Below are 16,268 nucleotides of genomic sequence, written 5' to 3'. Positions count from 1 at the left end.
CACCGCCCCCAACCAGCCGCCCGCGCTCACCCAACCTGCCCGACCTGCCGAACTCCGCCGACCCGCAATCGCCCGCCGACCCGCCACCCTCGCCGGCGCCCCTGGCCCCGCTGGCGCCCCCGGCGGCTCCGGTACTCCCGGCGGCTCCGGTGCCCGTGGTGGCCCCGGTACCCCCAGCGGTTCGGGTGCCCTTGATGGGCCTGGCAACCCAGGTGGCTCTGGCAACCCGGGCAGCCGGAGGTGGGAGGTGATCAGCGACGAGCAGTGGACGGCGTTGCTGGACACCAGGGCGACCGACCCGGCCGCCATCCGCCGCGCCTACCAGGCACGTCGGCGGCGGACGCAGTTGTTGTCCGAGCAGGGCACGCTGTTCCTGGTCGCGGCGGACCACCCGGCGCGCGGTGCGCTCGGCGTCGGTGGCGACCCGCTCGCCATGGCCGACCGCCGCTCGCTGCTGGACCGGCTGCTCACGGCGCTGGCGAACCCGGCGGTGGACGGGGTGCTCGGCACGCCGGACGTGATCGAGGAGCTGCTGCTGCTCCACGGGCTGCACGACAAGGTCGTCATCGGCTCGATGAACCGCGGTGGTCTGGCCGGTGCGGACTGGGAGATCGACGACCGGTTCACCGCGTACGACCCCACGTCGATCGCGGGCAACGGGTTGGACGGCGGGAAGATGTTGCTGCGCCTGGTCGACTCCGATCCCGGCACGGTGCTGACGCTGGAGAGCTGCGCGGCGGCGGTGTCGGCGTTGGCCGAGCGCAGCCTGATGGCGATGGTCGAGCCGCTGCCCTACGCGCGGGACGCGGGGGGTGCTTTGGTGCTGCAGAAGGACGCCGCGGCGTTGGCGCGGGCCGCGAGTGTCGCGGCCGGGTTGGGGGCGACGTCGGCGTTCACCTGGTTGAAGCTGCCGCCGTCACCCGATGAGGTGCTTGGTGCGACGACGATGCCCGCGCTCGTCCTCGGTGGTGTGCCGTCCGCCCGGTTGAGTGATGACCTGGCTTCGTGGGGCCAGTCGTTGCGTCACCCGAACGTGCGGGGGTTGGTCATCGGGCGCGCCCTGCTCTACCCGCCGGACGGTGACGTGGCCGCGGCGGTCGATGCGGCGGCGACGGTGTTGCGCATGGCGCGTGAAGTCACCCGATCCGGTAACGGTGGCGTACGGGCCGGGGTAGATGTGGGGAAGGGGAGTCCGGGATGAGCCTGCACCGGCCGTTGGGCACGTTGTCGGACGGGGAGAACGCCGTCGAGCTCACCCCCGAGGTCGCCGGCTGGGATCACGCTGGGTTGCGGGTCTTGTTGTTGCACCCCGGTGGGGTGGTCACGTTCGAGACCGGTGACTACGAGGCGTTCGTGCTCCCGCTGTCCGGCGGCTGCGTGGTCGAGGTCGACGGTGAGCGGTTCGAGCTGCGGGGGCGCGATTCGGTCTTCACCCGCGTCACGGACTTCGCCTACGTGCCGAGGGACGCGGAAGTCCGTCTCTCCACAAAGGACGGAGTCGAGGTGGCGCTGCCGATGGCCCGCTGCGACCGCAGGCTCGCACCGAAGTACGGCCCGGCCGAAGAGGTCCCGGTCGAGGTCAGGGGCGCCGGCAACGCCACCCGCCAGGTCACCAACTTCGGCGTCCCGGGCGCCTGGGACCACGCCGACAAGCTGATCGCGTGCGAGCTGATCACCCCGGACGGCAACTGGTCGTCCTACCCACCGCACAAGCACGACCACAGCTGCGACGTCGTCAACGAGGAGATCTACTACTTCCGCATCGCCGGCCGCGACAAGATCACCCCATCGCGTGAGGGGTTCGGCTTCCACCGCACCTACACCGACGACGGCGACATCGACGAGGACGTGACCGTCCGCGACGGCGACGTCTTCCTGATCCCGCGCGGCTACCACGGCCCCTGCGTCGCCGCGCCCGGCTACCCCATGTACTACCTGAACGTCCTGGCCGGCCCGAACGAGGAACGCTCCATGGCGTTCTGCGACGACCCCGCGCACACCTGGATCCGGGACACCTGGGCGAGCCAGGACCTCGACCCCCGCTGCCCCGTCACGACCGCCGAAGGACGGGTCGAATGAGGCTCACCACCGCACAAGCACTGGTCCGCTGGCTCCGAGCGCAACGCACCGAACTGCCCGACGGCACCCACGCCCCGCTGTTCCCCGGCGTCTTCGCGATCTTCGGCCACGGCAACGTCCTCGCCCTCGGCAACGCCCTCGACGAGGCGAAGGAAGCACTGCCGGTCTGGCGCGGCCACAACGAGCAGGGCATGGCGCTGGCCGCGGTCGGCATCGCGAAGGCCACCCACCGCCGCCAGGTCGGCGTCGCCACCTCCTCCATCGGCCCGGGCGCGCTGAACATGGTCACCGCCGCCGGCGTCGCCCACGCCAACCGCCTGCCGCTGCTCCTCCTGCCCGGCGACACGTTCACCAGCCGCGCGCCCGACCCGGTGCTGCAGCAGGTCGAGCACTTCGGCGACCCGACGACCACCGTCAACGACGCCTTCCGCGCGGTCAGCCGCTACTTCGACCGCATCACCCGCCCGGAGCAGCTGCTCAACACCCTCCCGCAGGCCGCCCGGGTGCTCACCGACCCGGCCGACTGCGGCCCGGTCGTGCTCGCCCTGCCGCAGGACGTGCAGGCCGAGTCGTTCGACTTCCCGGACGCCCTGTTCACCCCGGTCGTGCACCGCCCGCAACGCCCCCGCCCCGACACCCGGTCCCTCGCCGACGCCGTCACCACTCTCCGCGCCGCACGCAGGCCGCTGCTGGTCCTCGGCGGTGGCGTCCGCTACTCCCGTGCCGCGGGCCGCGCGATCCGCTTCGCCGAGCAGCACGCCATCCCCATCACCGAGACGACCGCCGGCCGCACCGAGGTGCCGCACGACCACCCGCTGCACGCCGGACCGCTCGGCATCACGGGCTCCACCTCGGCCAACGCGCTCGCCGCTCAAGCCGACGTGGTCCTCGCGGTCGGCACCCGCCTGCAGGACTTCACCACCGCGTCGTGGACGGTCTTCGCGCCGGACGTCCGGATCGTCTCGCTCAACACCGCCCGGTTCGACGCGGTGAAGCACGGCGCGCTGGCCGTGGTCGTCGACGCCGACGAGGGCCTGCGCGAGCTGACCGACGCCCTCGGCGACTGGCGGGCCGACCGGACCTGGGCGGCACGCGCGGCCGAGGAGCGCGGCAAGTGGGACGCCTACGTCGACGGTCTGCGCGCGCCCGGCGGCACGCCGACGTACGCGCAGGTCGTGGGCGTGGTGAACGAGGAGTCCACGCCGGAGGACTACGTGATGACGGCGTCCGGCGGCCTGCCCGGTGAGTTGATCGGTGGCTGGCGCGCGGTCGGCGAGGCGACCATGGACGTCGAGTACGGCTTCTCCTGCATGGGCTACGAGCTGGCCGGCGCGTGGGGCGCGGCGATCGCGCGGCCCGACGGCGTGGTGACCACGCTGCTGGGTGACGGCTCGTACCTGATGCTCAACTCGGAGCTGTTCTCGGCGGCGTTCGCCGGGCACGGTTTCGTGGCCGTGGTGTGCGACAACGACGGCTACGCCGTGATCCACCGGCTGCAGACGGGTCAGGGCGGCGCGGGGTTCAACAACCTCTACGACGACGTCCGCTCGGCTCACGCCCGACCGCCGCGCACCGATTTCGCCGCGCACGCCGCCGCGATGGGCTGTGCGACGTTCCCGGTGGACGACTTGGACGGCCTCCGTGACGCCTACCGCAAAGCCCGTGAGGTGGCCAAGACCGAGCACCGCCCGGCCGTGGTCGTGATCCGCACTCACCCGTCCGCGTGGACCGACGCGGGCGCGTGGTGGGAGGTCGGCGTGCCGGAAGTGGCGCACCGCCCGGAGATCACCGCCGCGCACGACGAAGTGGCCGCCGGGAAGGCGAAGCAACTCCGCTACCTGTGACGGTCGAGTCCCGCGAGCCACCGCTCGACGTGGCTCGCGGACTCCCGATCACCGAACCCGCGGAGCGCGTCCCGCGCCTCGGTCCAGTACTCGCGCGCCCGCTCGACCAGCCGCACGCGCTCGTGCACGATCCCGAGGTTCACCAGGACCTTCGCCGTGCCGAGGCGATCACCGACCGCGCGGAACGTCTCCAGCGACGGCGGTCACGGTGCCGCCGATGTCGTTGTTCACCACGACGGCGCCGACGTCGTGGTCGGACCGGTCCGTCACCGCCGGGCGGTGGCCTCGGCGGCGAAGTCGCCGACCACCCGCGGCAGGGCGGGGCTCACGTCGTGCAGCACGGCGCGCAGCGGGCCGGCGGCCTCGGGGCGTTCCCACAGCATGGTGTGGATCGAGCCGCGCCACTCGGTGGCGAACTCGGCCCGCGCCAGCTCCAGCCGCGCCCGCGGCGCGGCGACGAGCCTGCGGCGCGCCTCGTCCATCCGGGCGCTGACCAGGTCGGCCCGCTCGGGCGCGAGGACCGCGGCCACCCTGGTCCGCAGGTCGGGCCACTGCTCGGTGTCCGCCACCGTGGCCAGCGCGCCGGCCGCCGCGCCGGCGAGCAGTCTCAGCGGTTCCTCGCGCACCTCACGCCCTCTCGTCGTCGTCCCTGCGGTAGACCGGGCCGAAGTGCGAGCCCCGCTGGTCGTTGCGGTCGAAGTTCTGGATCACGTCGGCCTTCTGGGTCGGCACGTGCGCGTCGCGGCCCGCCTGGATCACCGTCGACGCGCCGCTCGCGACCGCGTACTGGTTCACCGAGGGCGCGGTGACGACGGGGGACACCGGGTCCTCGGCCGCGTCCGCCGGTCCGGCCGCCGGCGCGGCGTCCAGGTCCAGCGAGTGCACGTCACCGCTGGGCAGCCACATCCACCCCCGGCCGCGGAAGTCCTTCACCCGCACGTCCACCGGCCGGAAGTCCTCCGGCCGCAGCGTGGTGTACCGGGCCGCGACCAGCGAGGTGAACAGCGTGTCGGACAGCACGACGACGAGGTCGGAGCCGGGTGACTGCTCCAGCGCGACGTGCGGCGGCTCGCTGTTGAGCAGCCTGCTGACCAGCACGGCGTCCTGGCCGGGGTAGCCGTTGGCGCCCTCGACCGTGGTGCCGAAGTGGATCGCCATCCGCAGCCTCAGCCTGGCCTCCGGCACCCGGTAGCGGTTGGTCTTGGACAGCTCGGCGTCGAGCGCGCGCACGTACCGGTCCACGACGTCGCCCTCCGGCGTCGCGGCCGGCAGCACGGCCCACTCCTCGTCGCCCTTGGCCTGCCGCCGCCACGCCGAGCGGTCCAGGCCGGCGGCCTCGCCCGCCCGGTCCAGGGTGCGCACCAGCAGCTCTTGGAGCTCGCGCTGGAGCAGGTCGTCCGCCGACCCGTAGCTCTTCAGGTCACAACACACCAGCAGGCTGCGCTGGAAGCTCATCGGCCAGGCCTTTCGACGAAGGGTGCTGACGCACTGCGTGCACACCACTGCACAGAGTCACTGTGGACTAGTGCATCGGCGGGAATACCGCAGAAATGCGGTCTCGGGTCAGAAGCCCGCGAATTTGCGCAGCCCCGCCAGATCCGGCACCAGCACGTCACGCCTCAGGTGACTCACCACCACCCCCGCTTTTCGCAGATCGGAGAACGCCTTCTCGGCCGTTCTGGGCTTCATCCCGGCGATCGAGGCGAGTTCCACCTTCGTCAGCGGAATTCCCAACGTCCACCCGTGCGCCTCTTCGCGCCCGTAGGTCTGCACCAATTCGGCCAGCACCCGGGCCACCCGTTCGGCGGCCGGGTGGGACAGGAAATCCCGCCGACGCTGGTTCGCCCAGCGCAGCCGGTCGTTGATCATCCCGATCAATTCGACGAAGACGTCGTTGCGCCGGTGCAGGAAGCTCATCAGCTCACCGCTGGTGATCAGCTTCGCGACCACGTCGCCGCACGTGACGACGGTGGCCGAGCGCGGCTTCTGGTCCAGCGCCGCCATCTCGCCCACGAGGTCACCCGCGACCCTGATCGCGAGCAGCGCCGTGTCACCCGTCTCGTCCGTGGTCTGCACCTTGACCACGCCGTCGAGCAGCAGCAGGACGTGAGTGTCCTTCGCGTCCTGCTCGATGACCTCGCGGTCGGCCGTGTACCGCACGACCGTGCCGATGTTCAGCAGTTCTTGTCGGGTGTTGTCTCGGAGGCGACCCAGGAGGCTGTTGCTGGGCCACCCTGGATCCTGCGTCATCGTGGTCGGCATGGGCAGCATGTGGATCCTGTTACTGTCGTGACCGGCGGGACATCCAAAGGGCCGACCTGCGTGCGGGCGGCAAGTGGTGGCAAGTGATGGTCTCCCCGAACGTGCTGCGGACAGTACACCCGAATGGGCGTAACTGGTGTCCTCTTGTTCGGCGTTTTGCCCGCCGACCTCCCAATGAAGATCACGTGCGAATGCACGCGCAATACCGAATCGAATGGAATTGCGCAGCTCCCGCGAGGTGGGACGGGCGCCACCCCGGGGAACAAGGGGTCGATCCGGCGGGCTTGGATGAGGTGACGCCCCACAGGGCCGTTGTCGTACCGGAACGTCTCCAGGAGCCGCACGTGAGCCAGCTGTTCACCCCGCTGACCCTCCGCACCGTCACGCTGCCCAACCGCATCGCGGTCAGCCCCATGTGCCAGTACTCGGCGACGGACGGCCACCCGAACGAGTGGCACCTCGTGCACCTCGGCTCGCGCGCGGTCGGCGGCGCGGGCCTGGTGTTCACCGAGGCGACCGCGGTGCAGGCGGTCGGGCGCATCTCGCCCGAGGACACCGGTTTGTGGGACGACGCGCACATCGCGTCGTGGCGACCGGTCGTCGACTTCATCCACGCGCACGGCTCCGTCGCCGGCGTGCAGCTCGCCCACGCCGGCCGCAAGGCCTCGGCCTACGCGCCGTTCGCCGAGCGCCGCGGCGGGGTCGCCGACGCCGACGGCGGCTGGACGCCCGTCGCACCCGGCACCGAGCCGTTCCACGAGAGCTACCGGACGCCGGTCGAGCTGGACGCCGAGGGCATCGCGCGGGTGGTCGCCGACTTCGCCGCGGCGGCACGGCGCGCGCTGGCGGCCGGCTTCCGGGTGGTCGAGGTGCACGCTGCCCACGGCTACCTCCTGCACGAGTTCCTCTCGCCGCTCAGCAACCACCGCACCGACGCCTACGGCGGCTCCCTGGAGAACCGCACCCGGCTGGGGCGCGAGGTCACCGCCGCCGTCCGGGAAGCCGTGGGCGAGGACGTGCCGGTGTTCGTGCGCATCTCCGCCACCGACTGGGTCGACGGCGGCTGGACCGCGGAGGACAGCGTCGTGCTGGCACGCGACCTCGCGGCCCTGGGTGCCGACGTGATCGACGTGTCCACCGGCGGCAACACGCCGACGGCGGACATCCCGATCGGCCCCGGCTACCAGGTGCCGTTCGCCGAGACGGTGCGGCGGAAGGCCGACGTGCCCACCGGGGCCGTCGGCATGATCACCGACGCCCGGCAGGCCGAGCAGGTCCTCGCCGATGGCTCGGCCGACCTGGTGCTGCTCGGCCGGGAGTTCCTGCGCGACCCGTACTGGCCGCTGCACGCGGCACAGCAGTTGGGTGTGCAGGTCAACCCGCCGAAGCAGTACGCCAGGGCGTTGTAGGGCCCGCCGCAAAGGTTGGGCTGCCGGTCTGGAGAACCGGCAGCCCAACCTCAGCAGCGGGTGTTGTGTGTGTCAGCGACGGTAGTCGTCGTAATCGTCGTCCGACGGGTCGTCGAAGCGTTCTTCGCTCCGGCGACCAGCAGCGGACTCGCCGCCGGACAGCTCGCGTTGCAAGGCGTCGACGTCGATGTTGTGAGAGCTGTATTTGAGCTCCCGCGCCACCTTGGTCTGCTTGGCCTTCGCTCGGCCGCGCCCCATGGCTCGACCCCCTCGCACAGGGACGGGGGCGGCCGGGGGAACGGCGGCCCCACTCGTCTCGACAACTAGTTCCTGGTAACTACCGTACCGTGTCGAAGGGGTTCCCCGCGACGCGGTAGGCGTGACACGTACCGCCAAATCTCACCGTGGGAGGATGCGCGGGTGCCTCGACCGTTCGTCGCCTACCTCAGGGTGTACGAACCGCTGTCGGCTCTTGACGCACCGTTGGCGGATCAGGTGCGGAAAGCCCTGGAAGACGGGGCGTTGAGCCGGGCGGACGTCGGCGCGCGCGAACGGGAGCTGTGGTTGCGATCACAGCTGGCCCGGCCGCGCCGCCTCCTGCCCGGTGAGCGGTCGGACGGCAGCGTCTCACCCGACGCGCCGTTCGACGTGATGACCATCAGCCCCGCCGAGGTGCCGGGCGAGGTGGGCCCGGGCCCCCTGGTCTGCCCCCTCGACCTGCGCGCCAGGTCGGCCGCCGCGCTGGTCGGCTTCCTGGCCACGGCCACCGGCCCGCTGAGGGAGGAGGCCGTGGCGGTCGAGCCGGAGACGATCCGGTCGCGGGCGTCGGCGGTGATGGCCGAGCTGACCGCGGGCGCGGTGCACGTCATCTCGACCACCTGGACCGTGCCGCTGCCCTGGTTCGCACTGGTCGAGCCGGAGGCGCGGCGGATCGTGCCGGCGCCCAGGGACGACCCGGAGCGCCAGGTGTCGTGGCGCGTGTCCATGGCGGACGCCCGCGCGCGGGTGGCCCGGGCGCACCGGGTGGTGGCCGGCTCGCTGGGCGAGGCCGGTCCGGCGAAGGTGCTCGCGGACACCGGGCGCTGGCTCGACCACTTCGCGCCGGACTCGGCCGTCGAGCTGGACTACGGCGGCCTGGTGCAGCTCATCGACGACCAGGACCTGCTGGAGGACAGCTCGGCGACGGACGTGAACGCGATCATCGACGCCTTGGAGGCCGGTGACGCCGAGGAGGTCGCCCTCCGGTACGAGCGGCTACGGGAGTTCTGGGGCGAGCTCGCGCGCCGCGAACGGCACGGTTAGCGCCGGTCACGGCGCCACCCCGGCCCGCAGCGCGATCACCGGCAGCACCGCGGCGGCCAGGGCCGCGCCGAGCGGGGTGGCGGTCTGCCGGATGCCCATCGCGAGCCCGCGCCGTTGCGCAGGGAACCAGGGCAGCACCGCCCGGCCGCTGGCCGCGTTCACGCTCGCCCCGAACATGCCCACGCCGACCAGCGCCAGTCCGGCCACCACCGGCCCGTCGAACGCCGCCGGCGCCAGGCACCCGGCCGCGCCGAACCCACCGACCGCCATGACCAGCCGCTCACCGCGTCGGTCGGCCGCCGCACCCCACAGCACGAGGGTCAGCATGGTGCCCAGGTTGACCGCGCCGAGCAGCATCCCGACCTGCGGCAACGACAGCCCGAAGTGCGCGCGCAGCTGCGGTGTGATCGCCGGCAGGCCCAGGAACACCGCGGCGTTGGTGCCCTGAGCGACCGCGCCGACCGCGAGCACCACCCACCGGTAGCGGGGCGGCTCCGACCGTTGTCGTGTCATCGACCGGCCACGTTAGGCGGCTGGTCCAAATAGCGGGAGCGTGATCCTATTCTTTGGTACGCCCGGGGTTCGCGGGCCAGCCCCGCTCGGCGGCCAGCAGCTCGTCCACCGAGGCGCTGCCGCTCTGGTACCGCCCGGCGATCTCGGCGTTGAGCAGGTCGACCACGGCCTGCACCTCGCGGCGCCGTGCCGAGACCGAGGCCTCCTCGCCGACGAACACCCGCAGCGCCAGGTCCAGCTTGTCGTCCGTGAGCGCGCTCACGTCCGACAGGTCGACGTCCGAGACCAGGGCCTCGACGTGCCGCCGGTGCGCCTCCGCCCGGGACGGCTCCTGCGTCTGGTACCGCCCGAGGCCGGTCGCGGGACCGACGGCGTTCGACGCGAGGATCGTCGCCAGCTGGTCGACCACCGCCGAACCGCCGGACGTCCGCCGTTCCTGCTCGGCGCGCACGATGTCGATCCGCGCGTGCAGCAGTCGCCGCAGGTACGACAGGTCGGTCTCCTCCTGCATGGCTTCGTCGCGCAACGCGCGCACCTCGGCGAGCGGGAGCCGCTCGACCCCCTCGGTGTAGTCGGGGGCGAGCACCCGGTCGATACGGCGGCGTCCGCCGGGACGCACCTCGATCACGTACTCATCCTGAGGTAGTTCGTGTCCACCCGCCAACACAAACCTGCTTCCAAAGTTGTCTCAAACCTGTACCGGACTACGCACGCCCAGCAGAGCACGCGCCTGCGCGGGCGACAGCGGCGGTCGCTGGGCGATCTTCGCCAGACCCGCCGCCCGGGCGACCAGTTGCGCGTTGTCCCGGACCGGCTGGCCCTTGGCGTACGAAATGGTGTCTTCCATGCCGACCCGCAGGTGACCGCCGGCGGCCAACGCCGTCAGCATCACCGGCAGCGTGGTCCGCCCGATGCCCGTCGCCGAGAACGACGCGCCCTCCGGCAGCAGCCGCAACGCCGCCACCAGCGTCTCCGCGTCACCCGGCATGCCTCCCGGCACGCCCATCACCAGGTCGACGTGCACCTTGCCGCCCGCGGGCAGCCCGTGCTGGTCCAGCAGCCGCCGCAGCGACGCCAGCTGGCCGATGTCGAAGATCTCGTACTCCGGGACGATGCCCCGCTCCTGCATCCCCTTGTGCAGCGCGACGACGAACTCCCAGCGGTTCAGGAACACGTCGTCGCCGAAGTTCACCGTGCCCATGGTGCAGGACGCCGAGTCGGGCAGGGCGTCGAGCACCCTGAGCCGGTCGGCCTCCGGGTCGGTCACCGCGCCGCCCGTGGACAGCTGCACGATCAGGTCCGTGTGCTCGCGCAGGGCGGCGACCGTCTCCTTGAGCAGCCCGAGGTCCAACGTCGGCTTGGTGTCCGCACCGCGGATGTGCACGTGCACCATCGCGGCGCCGACCTGCTCGCACGCCTGCGCGGTGCTGACCAGTTCCGCCAAGGTGACCGGCAGCTGGGGGACGTCGGCCTTCGCGTGCTCGGCCCCGGTGGGGGCGACGGTGAGCAGCGTGCCGTGGGATCCGGGTCGGGACATGTCGTGATCCTGGCACAGAACCCGTTCGGGTCGACTCCTCAGCGGTGCCCGTGCGGCGCGGAACCGCAGGCAGGCGGCGTGGCCGGTTTTCCGGTCCGGATGATCGGCACGCGGTCAGCGGCCGAGGTTGCGCGCCGCCTCACGGCCCAGGCCGGGGGTGTCCGGCGGCACGGAGTCCGGGTCGACGCTCGCCTGGACGCGGCGGTCCTCCGCGCCGACCAGCAGCTCCGTCTCCGGTGAGATCGACCGCTTGACCAGCGCGAGCACGATCGTGCCCAGCTCGTGGTGCAGCGCCACGCTGCCGACCCGGCCGACCACGCGGTCCTCCACCAGCACCGGGTCGCCGGTCTCCGGCTGCACCTCGCGTGACCCGTCCAGGTGAAGCAGCAGCATCCGGCGTGGCGGGCGGCCGACGTTGTGCACCTTCGAGACCGTCTCCTGGCCCCGGTAGCAGCCCTTGTCGAGGTGCACGGCCCCGCCGATCCAGTTCACCTCGTGCGGGATGGTCTTCTCGTCGGTGTCCACGCCCAGCCTCGGGTGCAGCGACTCCACCCGCAACGCCTCGAACGCCCAGCTGCCCGCCGGGCGGGCGCCCGCGTCGGTGAGCCTGGCCCACCAGCCCGCGATCTCGCCGCGCGGGACGAGCAGGTCGACCGCGTCCTGGCCCGGCCACGTCATCCGGCGGGCGAAGCCGCCCTCCAGCGCGACCACGCCGTGCGGACCGTCGGGCAGCGGTAGGTCCAGCTTGGCGAACAGGCCCGGGACCTCCGGGCCGACGACGGTCAGCACGGCCAGCTCCGCCGTGGCGTCGCGCGGCTCGACCTTCGACCAGAAGACCATCTTGGTCAGGTACGCCAGCAGCTCGGCCGCCCGCGACGCCTCCGTGTCGAGGTAGACCACGCCGCCGACGTTCGCCACCACCGCGTGGTGCTCGACCCGGCCCTGCACGTCCAGGATCAGCGCCTCGGTGCCCTCACCCTCGCCGAGCGCGGTGAAGTGCTGGCTGGTCAGCGAGTGCAGCCAGGTCAACCGGTCGTCACCGGGCACCGCCAGCACGGCCCGGTTCGACCGGTCGAACACCGCGACCGACCGCGCCGCCGAGCGCTGTTCGGCGAACGGGTCGCCGAAGTGCCACGGCACGCCCTGGTCGGGGGCACCCTCGAACGGGGCGACGGCACCGGGGGCGGTCAACAGCGGTGAATTCACTCGGACTCCTTCGGTGCGCTCAAGCACTCGCGGCACGTGCCGGACAGCGCGAGGTGGCTCGCATCAAGTTCGAACCCGTACTCGTCCCGCAGTGTTCCCCCGAGCGGGGAGAGCAGCTCGCACGGCACCTCGTCCACCCGCCCGCACCGGTGGCAGACCAGGTGCACGTGCTCGTGGGCGTGGACCGAGTAGGTGGGCGCGCCGTGCCCGAGGTGGGTGTGCCGGACCAGGCCGAGCCGGTCCAGCAGGTCCAGCGTGCGGTAGACCGTGGTGATGTTGACCGTGGGAGCCGTGACCTGCACGCGCTGGCAGATCTGCTCGGGCGTGGCGTGCCCCAGTTCGCGCACGGCGTCCAGCACGAGCTGGCGCTGGGGTGTCATCCGCAGGCCGCGTTCGTGCAGCGTCTTGCGCAGGGCTTTCGGAGCGCTGGCGGTGTCCACGAATCCGATGGTAGGCCGTGAGTAGTCTCACGGTATGCGCGTGCTGGCACTGCTGGACGGAACCCTGGCCGACCCCGACGCCCCGCTGATCCGGGTCGACGACTTCGGCCTGATGCGCGGCGACGGTGTCTTCGAGACCATCCTCGTCGTCGACGGCAAGCCCCGGGAGCTCGGTCCGCACCTGGACCGGCTGGCCCGTTCGGCGGCCATGCTCGACCTGCCCGAACCGGACCGGGCCGCGTTCGAGCGTGCCGTCGACCTCGTGCTGGACAACTGGACGGGCGGCGCGGAGATCGCGCTCAAGCTCGTCCACACGCGCGGCGTCGAGGGCGGCGACGGCACGCCGACCGGCTTCGCGCTGGGCATGGACATCGCGCCGAAGGTGATGGCGCAGCGCGCCGAGGGCATCGCCGCGGTCACCCTGGACCGGGGGATCGAGCCGGGCCTGATGGAGCGCGCGCCGTGGCTGCTGCTCGGTGCCAAGTCGCTGTCGTACGCGGTCAACATGGCCGCGATCCGCGAGGCGGAACGGCGCGGCGCGGCCGAGGTCGTGTTCACCACGTCGTCCGGCTCGGTGCTGGAGGGCCCCACCTCCACCCTGATCATGGTCCGCGGCCGGACCCTGACCACGCCGCCCGCCGAACTGGGCATCCTGCCCGGCACCACGCAGGCCGCGCTGTTCCGGGCCGCCGAGCGGGAGGGCTGGGCGGTCGAGGTGCGGCCGATCGCGGTGGACGAGCTGTACTCGGCGGACGGCGTGCTCCTGGTGTCGAGCGTCCGCAAGATCACCCGCGTGCACACGTTGGACGGCAAGACCCTGCCGGACGCCGCGGAGCTGCACGCGGAGCTGGCCGGCCTCTACGAGTCTGTGTACATGGCCGCTGCTCCGCAGACGGCGGCGAGGTCGCCCGAAAGTCGGCCGCTCGCGCCCTGATTTCCCGACGATCGAAAAGCGTGATCGCCGGGAAATGAGGACGCGAACGACCGACGTGACCTCGCGGAGGTCTGCCCCGGGCGCCTCCTCCGCGCCCAGGGCCACCCCTACTACTTCAGGCCGGCGTCCACCGCGTTGATCAGGGTGCCGTTGGCGGTGTCACCCGACATCTCCCAGATCATCGCGCCGAGCAGGCCGCGCTGCTTGAGCCACGCGGTCTTCTTCTGGATCGCCCACACGTCGTCGAACGTCCACCACTGCCCGCCGTTGCCGGTGAAGCAGGACGTCGCCACGGCGGCCTCGTCGTGGTGCACCGTGCAGCCCGGCACGCTCGCCAGCAGGTTCGAGTACCCGCGCGTGCCCGCCTCCTCGGCGAACTGGCCGGGTGCCGCCCCGGTCGCCGACTGCCACTCGCCGTTCTTCGCCCCCGCCTGGACGCCCTGCCAGCCGCGGCCGTAGAAGGCCAGCCCGATGGTGATCTTGCGCGGGTGCACGCCGACCGAGGTGTAGGCGTTCACCGCGTTCTCCACGCTGAAGTGGAACGGGTACGGGTCGTCGGAGTCGGCGTACAGGTTGCCCTGGTGGCCGGTGCGGTTGGGCTCCCACGAGTTGTCGCTGCCCGCGCCGTGGAAGTCGTAGCCCTGCACGTTGAAGATGTCCAGGGACTTCGCCACCTGCGGCAGGTCCCACCCGGCCTCGATCTTCGCCGGGTCGGCCGGGGTGAACGCGGTCAGCTCGTAGCGGCGGCCCGCCTGCGCGCCCAGCTCGTCGAGCTGCCGGCGGAACTCCTCGATCAGCAGCGTGTTGTTCTGCTTGTCGTTCGGCCCGATGTGGTTGCCCGCGTGGCCCTCCGCGCCCGGCCACTCCCAGTCGAGGTCGATGCCGTCGAAGATGCCCGCCGCCGTGCCGGGTCCGCCCGCCGCGTTGTAGACGGGCAGGTTGCCCTTGATGTAGATGTCCAGGCACGACTTGACGAACTTCTTGCGCGCCGCGTCCGTGGCCGCGACGTCGGAGAAGTACTTCGAGTACGTCCACCCGCCCAGCGAGATCAGGACCTTCAGGTGCGGGTGCTTGGCCTTGAGCTTGCGCAGCTGGTTGTAGTTGCCGCGCAACGGCTCCCAGCCGGTGTCGCCGACGCCGTCCACGGACTGCGCCGCGCTGAACGGCCTGCTGTAGTCGGCTTCCGCGTCACCCGCTCCGTCACCCTGGTTCGGGTCCTGCGGGTCCGGCGAGGTGCCCTTGGTGACGCCGTGCAGGCAGGTGAGGTTGACCGGGTCGATGTTGCCGAACGCGTAGTTCAGGTGCGTCAGCTTGGCCGCCGTGCCGCTGGTGTCCAGGTTCTTCACGAAGTACTGGCGGCCGTAGATGCCCCACTGCACGAAGTACCCGACCCGCGCGTACCCGTCGACGATGTCCGAAGTGGACACCGTGACGGCGTTGCTCGCGGCGGACACGTTGTCGTACAGGTCCCGGGCGCGGACGGTGAAGGTGTAGGGCGTGGACGGTGACAGGCCGTCGACCTTCGCGGTCGTGCCGGTCACCGTCGCCTTCACGGTGTTGCCCTGGTAGACGTCGTAGTTGGCCACGCCCCGGTTGTCGGTGGACGCGTCCCAGCTCAGCGTGACGCTGCCGGCGTCCTTGGCGGTGCCGCGCAGGTTCGCGGGCGTGGTCGGCGGCTGGGTGTCGTCGGCGGGGTTGTTGGTGGTCACGGTGAGCGCGTTGGAGGCCGTGGACAACGTGCCCTTGGTGTCCTTGGCCTTCACCGTGAAGCTGTAGGCGGTGTTCGGGGTGAGCCCCGCGACGGTGGCGCTGGTGGACGTGACCGTGGTGGCCAGGGTCGTGCCGTTGTAGACCTCGTAACCGGCGATCGGCAGCGAGCCGGGGGTGGAGGCGGTCCACGCCAGCGAGACGGTCTTGGTCGTCTTCACCGGCGAGTGCAGGTCGGCCGGCGGGGTCGGTGGCGTGTCCGGGGTGCCGTCGCAGTTGGCGTTGTTGACCCGGCAGGTCACCGGTTCGGCGGCTCGGCTGAGCGTGAACGTCGGGCTGTACGGCTCGGTGGAGCGCCGTGCGCCCACGCTGCGGTTGTAGTGCACCGGGTTGAGCGTGACGGCGGTGCCGGTCTGGCTGATCGTGGCGTGCTGCGCACCGCTCGCCGTGACGCCGGCGGGCAGGGTGAACGTGATCGACCAGTCGGAGAGCACCGCGTCGGTGTTGTTGTTGACCACGAACTTGCCGGTCGAGCCGGAGAGGCTGAAGTCGGCCGTGGTCGGCGCGGGCGGTGGTGGCGGTGGGCCACTGCCGTCGCAGTTCGCGCCGTTGACCGTGCAGGTCGTCGGGTCGACGGCCTGGCTGAGGGTGAACGTCGGGCTGTAGGGCGCGGTGTCGCGGCCAGCCTGGATGGTGCCGATGTAGAACGCGGGCGTCAGGGTCACCCGCGTGCCGGTCTGCGTCGTGGTGGCGTGCTGCGCGCCGCTGATGGTGACGCCGGGCGGCAGGTCGAACTTGATCGACCAGCCGGAGATGGCGGCGGTGGTCGGGTTGGCGACCACGAACTTGCCCGTGGTGCCGGTTCTGCTGAACGTGGCGGTCAGACCGGTCGCGGCGGCGGCGGGTGCGGTCAGCGCTGCGGTGGCCAGCAGGAAGGCCACGAGCGCGATGGCTGGTCGGCGCATCAGGGTGTGCCTCTCGAGACAGTGAGTTGTCGAGAACCACGGCGGCCTGGTGGTGCCTTCGTCGCTACTT

General features: G+C 71.8%; 17 protein-coding genes. 6 read left to right on the top strand and 11 right to left on the bottom strand.

Annotation, left to right across the window (positions count from 1 at the left end; all coding sequences use genetic code 11):
• The first annotated feature begins 247 nt into the window (after positions 1-247).
• Genes A6A25_RS03105 through iolD form a run of 3 tightly spaced genes read left to right on the top strand, consistent with a single transcriptional unit; the run spans position 248 to position 3,923 of the window.
• Positions 248-1,201, top strand: coding sequence for a Cgl0159 family (beta/alpha)8-fold protein (locus A6A25_RS03105; RefSeq protein WP_241828469.1), 954 nt, complete (start codon positions 248-250; stop codon positions 1,199-1,201).
• The gene (gene iolB / locus A6A25_RS03100) at positions 1,198-2,079 is read left to right on the top strand and encodes a 5-deoxy-glucuronate isomerase (RefSeq protein WP_073886130.1); all 882 of its coding nucleotides are present in this window, start codon (positions 1,198-1,200) and stop codon (positions 2,077-2,079) included. Before A6A25_RS03105 ends, iolB begins: the two co-directional genes overlap by 4 nt.
• Complete coding sequence (gene iolD, locus A6A25_RS03095) at positions 2,076-3,923, top strand: 3D-(3,5/4)-trihydroxycyclohexane-1,2-dione acylhydrolase (decyclizing) (protein ID WP_073886129.1); 1,848 nt, start codon at positions 2,076-2,078, stop codon at positions 3,921-3,923. The genes iolB and iolD overlap by 4 nt, the downstream gene beginning before the upstream one ends.
• Here the strand turns inward: iolD and A6A25_RS43825 are convergent.
• From A6A25_RS43825 to A6A25_RS03080, 4 genes are all read right to left on the bottom strand, one after another.
• A complete protein-coding gene (locus A6A25_RS43825) occupies positions 3,914-4,066 on the bottom strand; it encodes a hypothetical protein (protein ID WP_158073677.1) in 153 nt (50 codons plus the stop codon). The genes iolD and A6A25_RS43825 overlap by 10 nt on opposite strands.
• A gap of 123 nt (positions 4,067-4,189) precedes the next feature.
• Positions 4,190-4,549 carry a hypothetical protein gene (locus tag A6A25_RS03090; protein ID WP_073886128.1) on the bottom strand — a complete coding sequence of 120 codons (360 nt, stop codon included), beginning with the start codon at positions 4,547-4,549 and terminating at the stop codon, positions 4,190-4,192.
• 1 nt (position 4,550) lies between these two features.
• Positions 4,551-5,378, bottom strand: coding sequence for a hypothetical protein (locus A6A25_RS03085; RefSeq protein WP_073886127.1), 828 nt, complete (start codon positions 5,376-5,378; stop codon positions 4,551-4,553).
• 108 nt (positions 5,379-5,486) lie between these two features.
• A complete protein-coding gene (locus A6A25_RS03080; protein ID WP_241828468.1) occupies positions 5,487-6,173 on the bottom strand; it encodes a Crp/Fnr family transcriptional regulator in 687 nt (228 codons plus the stop codon).
• A gap of 356 nt (positions 6,174-6,529) precedes the next feature.
• Between A6A25_RS03080 and A6A25_RS03075 the strand changes: the two genes are divergently transcribed.
• The gene (locus A6A25_RS03075; protein WP_073886126.1) at positions 6,530-7,594 is read left to right on the top strand and encodes an NADH:flavin oxidoreductase/NADH oxidase; all 1,065 of its coding nucleotides are present in this window, start codon (positions 6,530-6,532) and stop codon (positions 7,592-7,594) included.
• A 72-nt stretch (positions 7,595-7,666) separates the two neighbouring features.
• Here the strand turns inward: A6A25_RS03075 and A6A25_RS03070 are convergent, their stop codons facing one another.
• Positions 7,667-7,852: a DUF3073 domain-containing protein gene (locus A6A25_RS03070; RefSeq protein ID WP_073886125.1), complete on the bottom strand. Its 186-nt coding sequence runs from the start codon at positions 7,850-7,852 to the stop codon at positions 7,667-7,669.
• Positions 7,853-8,014: 162 nt separating this feature from the next.
• Between A6A25_RS03070 and A6A25_RS03065 the strand changes: the two genes are divergently transcribed.
• Complete coding sequence (locus tag A6A25_RS03065) at positions 8,015-8,896, top strand: hypothetical protein (RefSeq protein ID WP_073886124.1); 882 nt, start codon at positions 8,015-8,017, stop codon at positions 8,894-8,896.
• 6 nt (positions 8,897-8,902) lie between these two features.
• Here the strand turns inward: A6A25_RS03065 and A6A25_RS03060 are convergent, their stop codons facing one another.
• The 5 genes from A6A25_RS03060 to A6A25_RS03040 form a co-directional block, all read right to left on the bottom strand.
• On the bottom strand, positions 8,903-9,409 hold the full coding sequence (locus tag A6A25_RS03060) for an MFS transporter (protein ID WP_241828467.1): 507 nt from the start codon (positions 9,407-9,409) through the stop codon (positions 8,903-8,905).
• 46 nt (positions 9,410-9,455) lie between these two features.
• The gene (locus A6A25_RS03055) at positions 9,456-10,037 is read right to left on the bottom strand and encodes an RsiG family protein (RefSeq protein ID WP_073886123.1); all 582 of its coding nucleotides are present in this window, start codon (positions 10,035-10,037) and stop codon (positions 9,456-9,458) included.
• A gap of 60 nt (positions 10,038-10,097) precedes the next feature.
• Positions 10,098-10,946: a 3-keto-5-aminohexanoate cleavage protein gene (locus A6A25_RS03050; protein WP_073886122.1), complete on the bottom strand. Its 849-nt coding sequence runs from the start codon at positions 10,944-10,946 to the stop codon at positions 10,098-10,100.
• 114 nt (positions 10,947-11,060) lie between these two features.
• Positions 11,061-12,152, bottom strand: a complete 1,092-nt coding sequence (gene ygfZ, locus A6A25_RS03045; protein ID WP_073886121.1) for a CAF17-like 4Fe-4S cluster assembly/insertion protein YgfZ — start codon at positions 12,150-12,152, stop codon at positions 11,061-11,063.
• Complete coding sequence (locus tag A6A25_RS03040; RefSeq protein WP_073886120.1) at positions 12,149-12,592, bottom strand: Fur family transcriptional regulator; 444 nt, start codon at positions 12,590-12,592, stop codon at positions 12,149-12,151. The genes ygfZ and A6A25_RS03040 overlap by 4 nt, the downstream gene beginning before the upstream one ends.
• Positions 12,593-12,626: 34 nt before the next feature.
• Here A6A25_RS03040 and A6A25_RS03035 point away from each other — a divergent pair, with 34 nt between their 5' ends.
• A complete protein-coding gene (locus A6A25_RS03035) occupies positions 12,627-13,526 on the top strand; it encodes an aminodeoxychorismate lyase (RefSeq protein ID WP_073886119.1) in 900 nt (299 codons plus the stop codon).
• A gap of 110 nt (positions 13,527-13,636) precedes the next feature.
• Here the strand turns inward: A6A25_RS03035 and A6A25_RS03030 are convergent, their stop codons facing one another.
• Positions 13,637-16,198 carry a glycosyl hydrolase family 18 protein gene (locus A6A25_RS03030; protein ID WP_073886118.1) on the bottom strand — a complete coding sequence of 854 codons (2,562 nt, stop codon included), beginning with the start codon at positions 16,196-16,198 and terminating at the stop codon, positions 13,637-13,639.
• Positions 16,199-16,268: the final 70 nt, after the last annotated feature.

Source organism: Saccharothrix sp. CB00851 (genome assembly GCF_001905065.1).
Lineage (GTDB): Bacteria > Actinomycetota > Actinomycetes > Mycobacteriales > Pseudonocardiaceae > Actinosynnema.
This window is presented reverse-complemented; position numbering and strand designations above follow the sequence as displayed.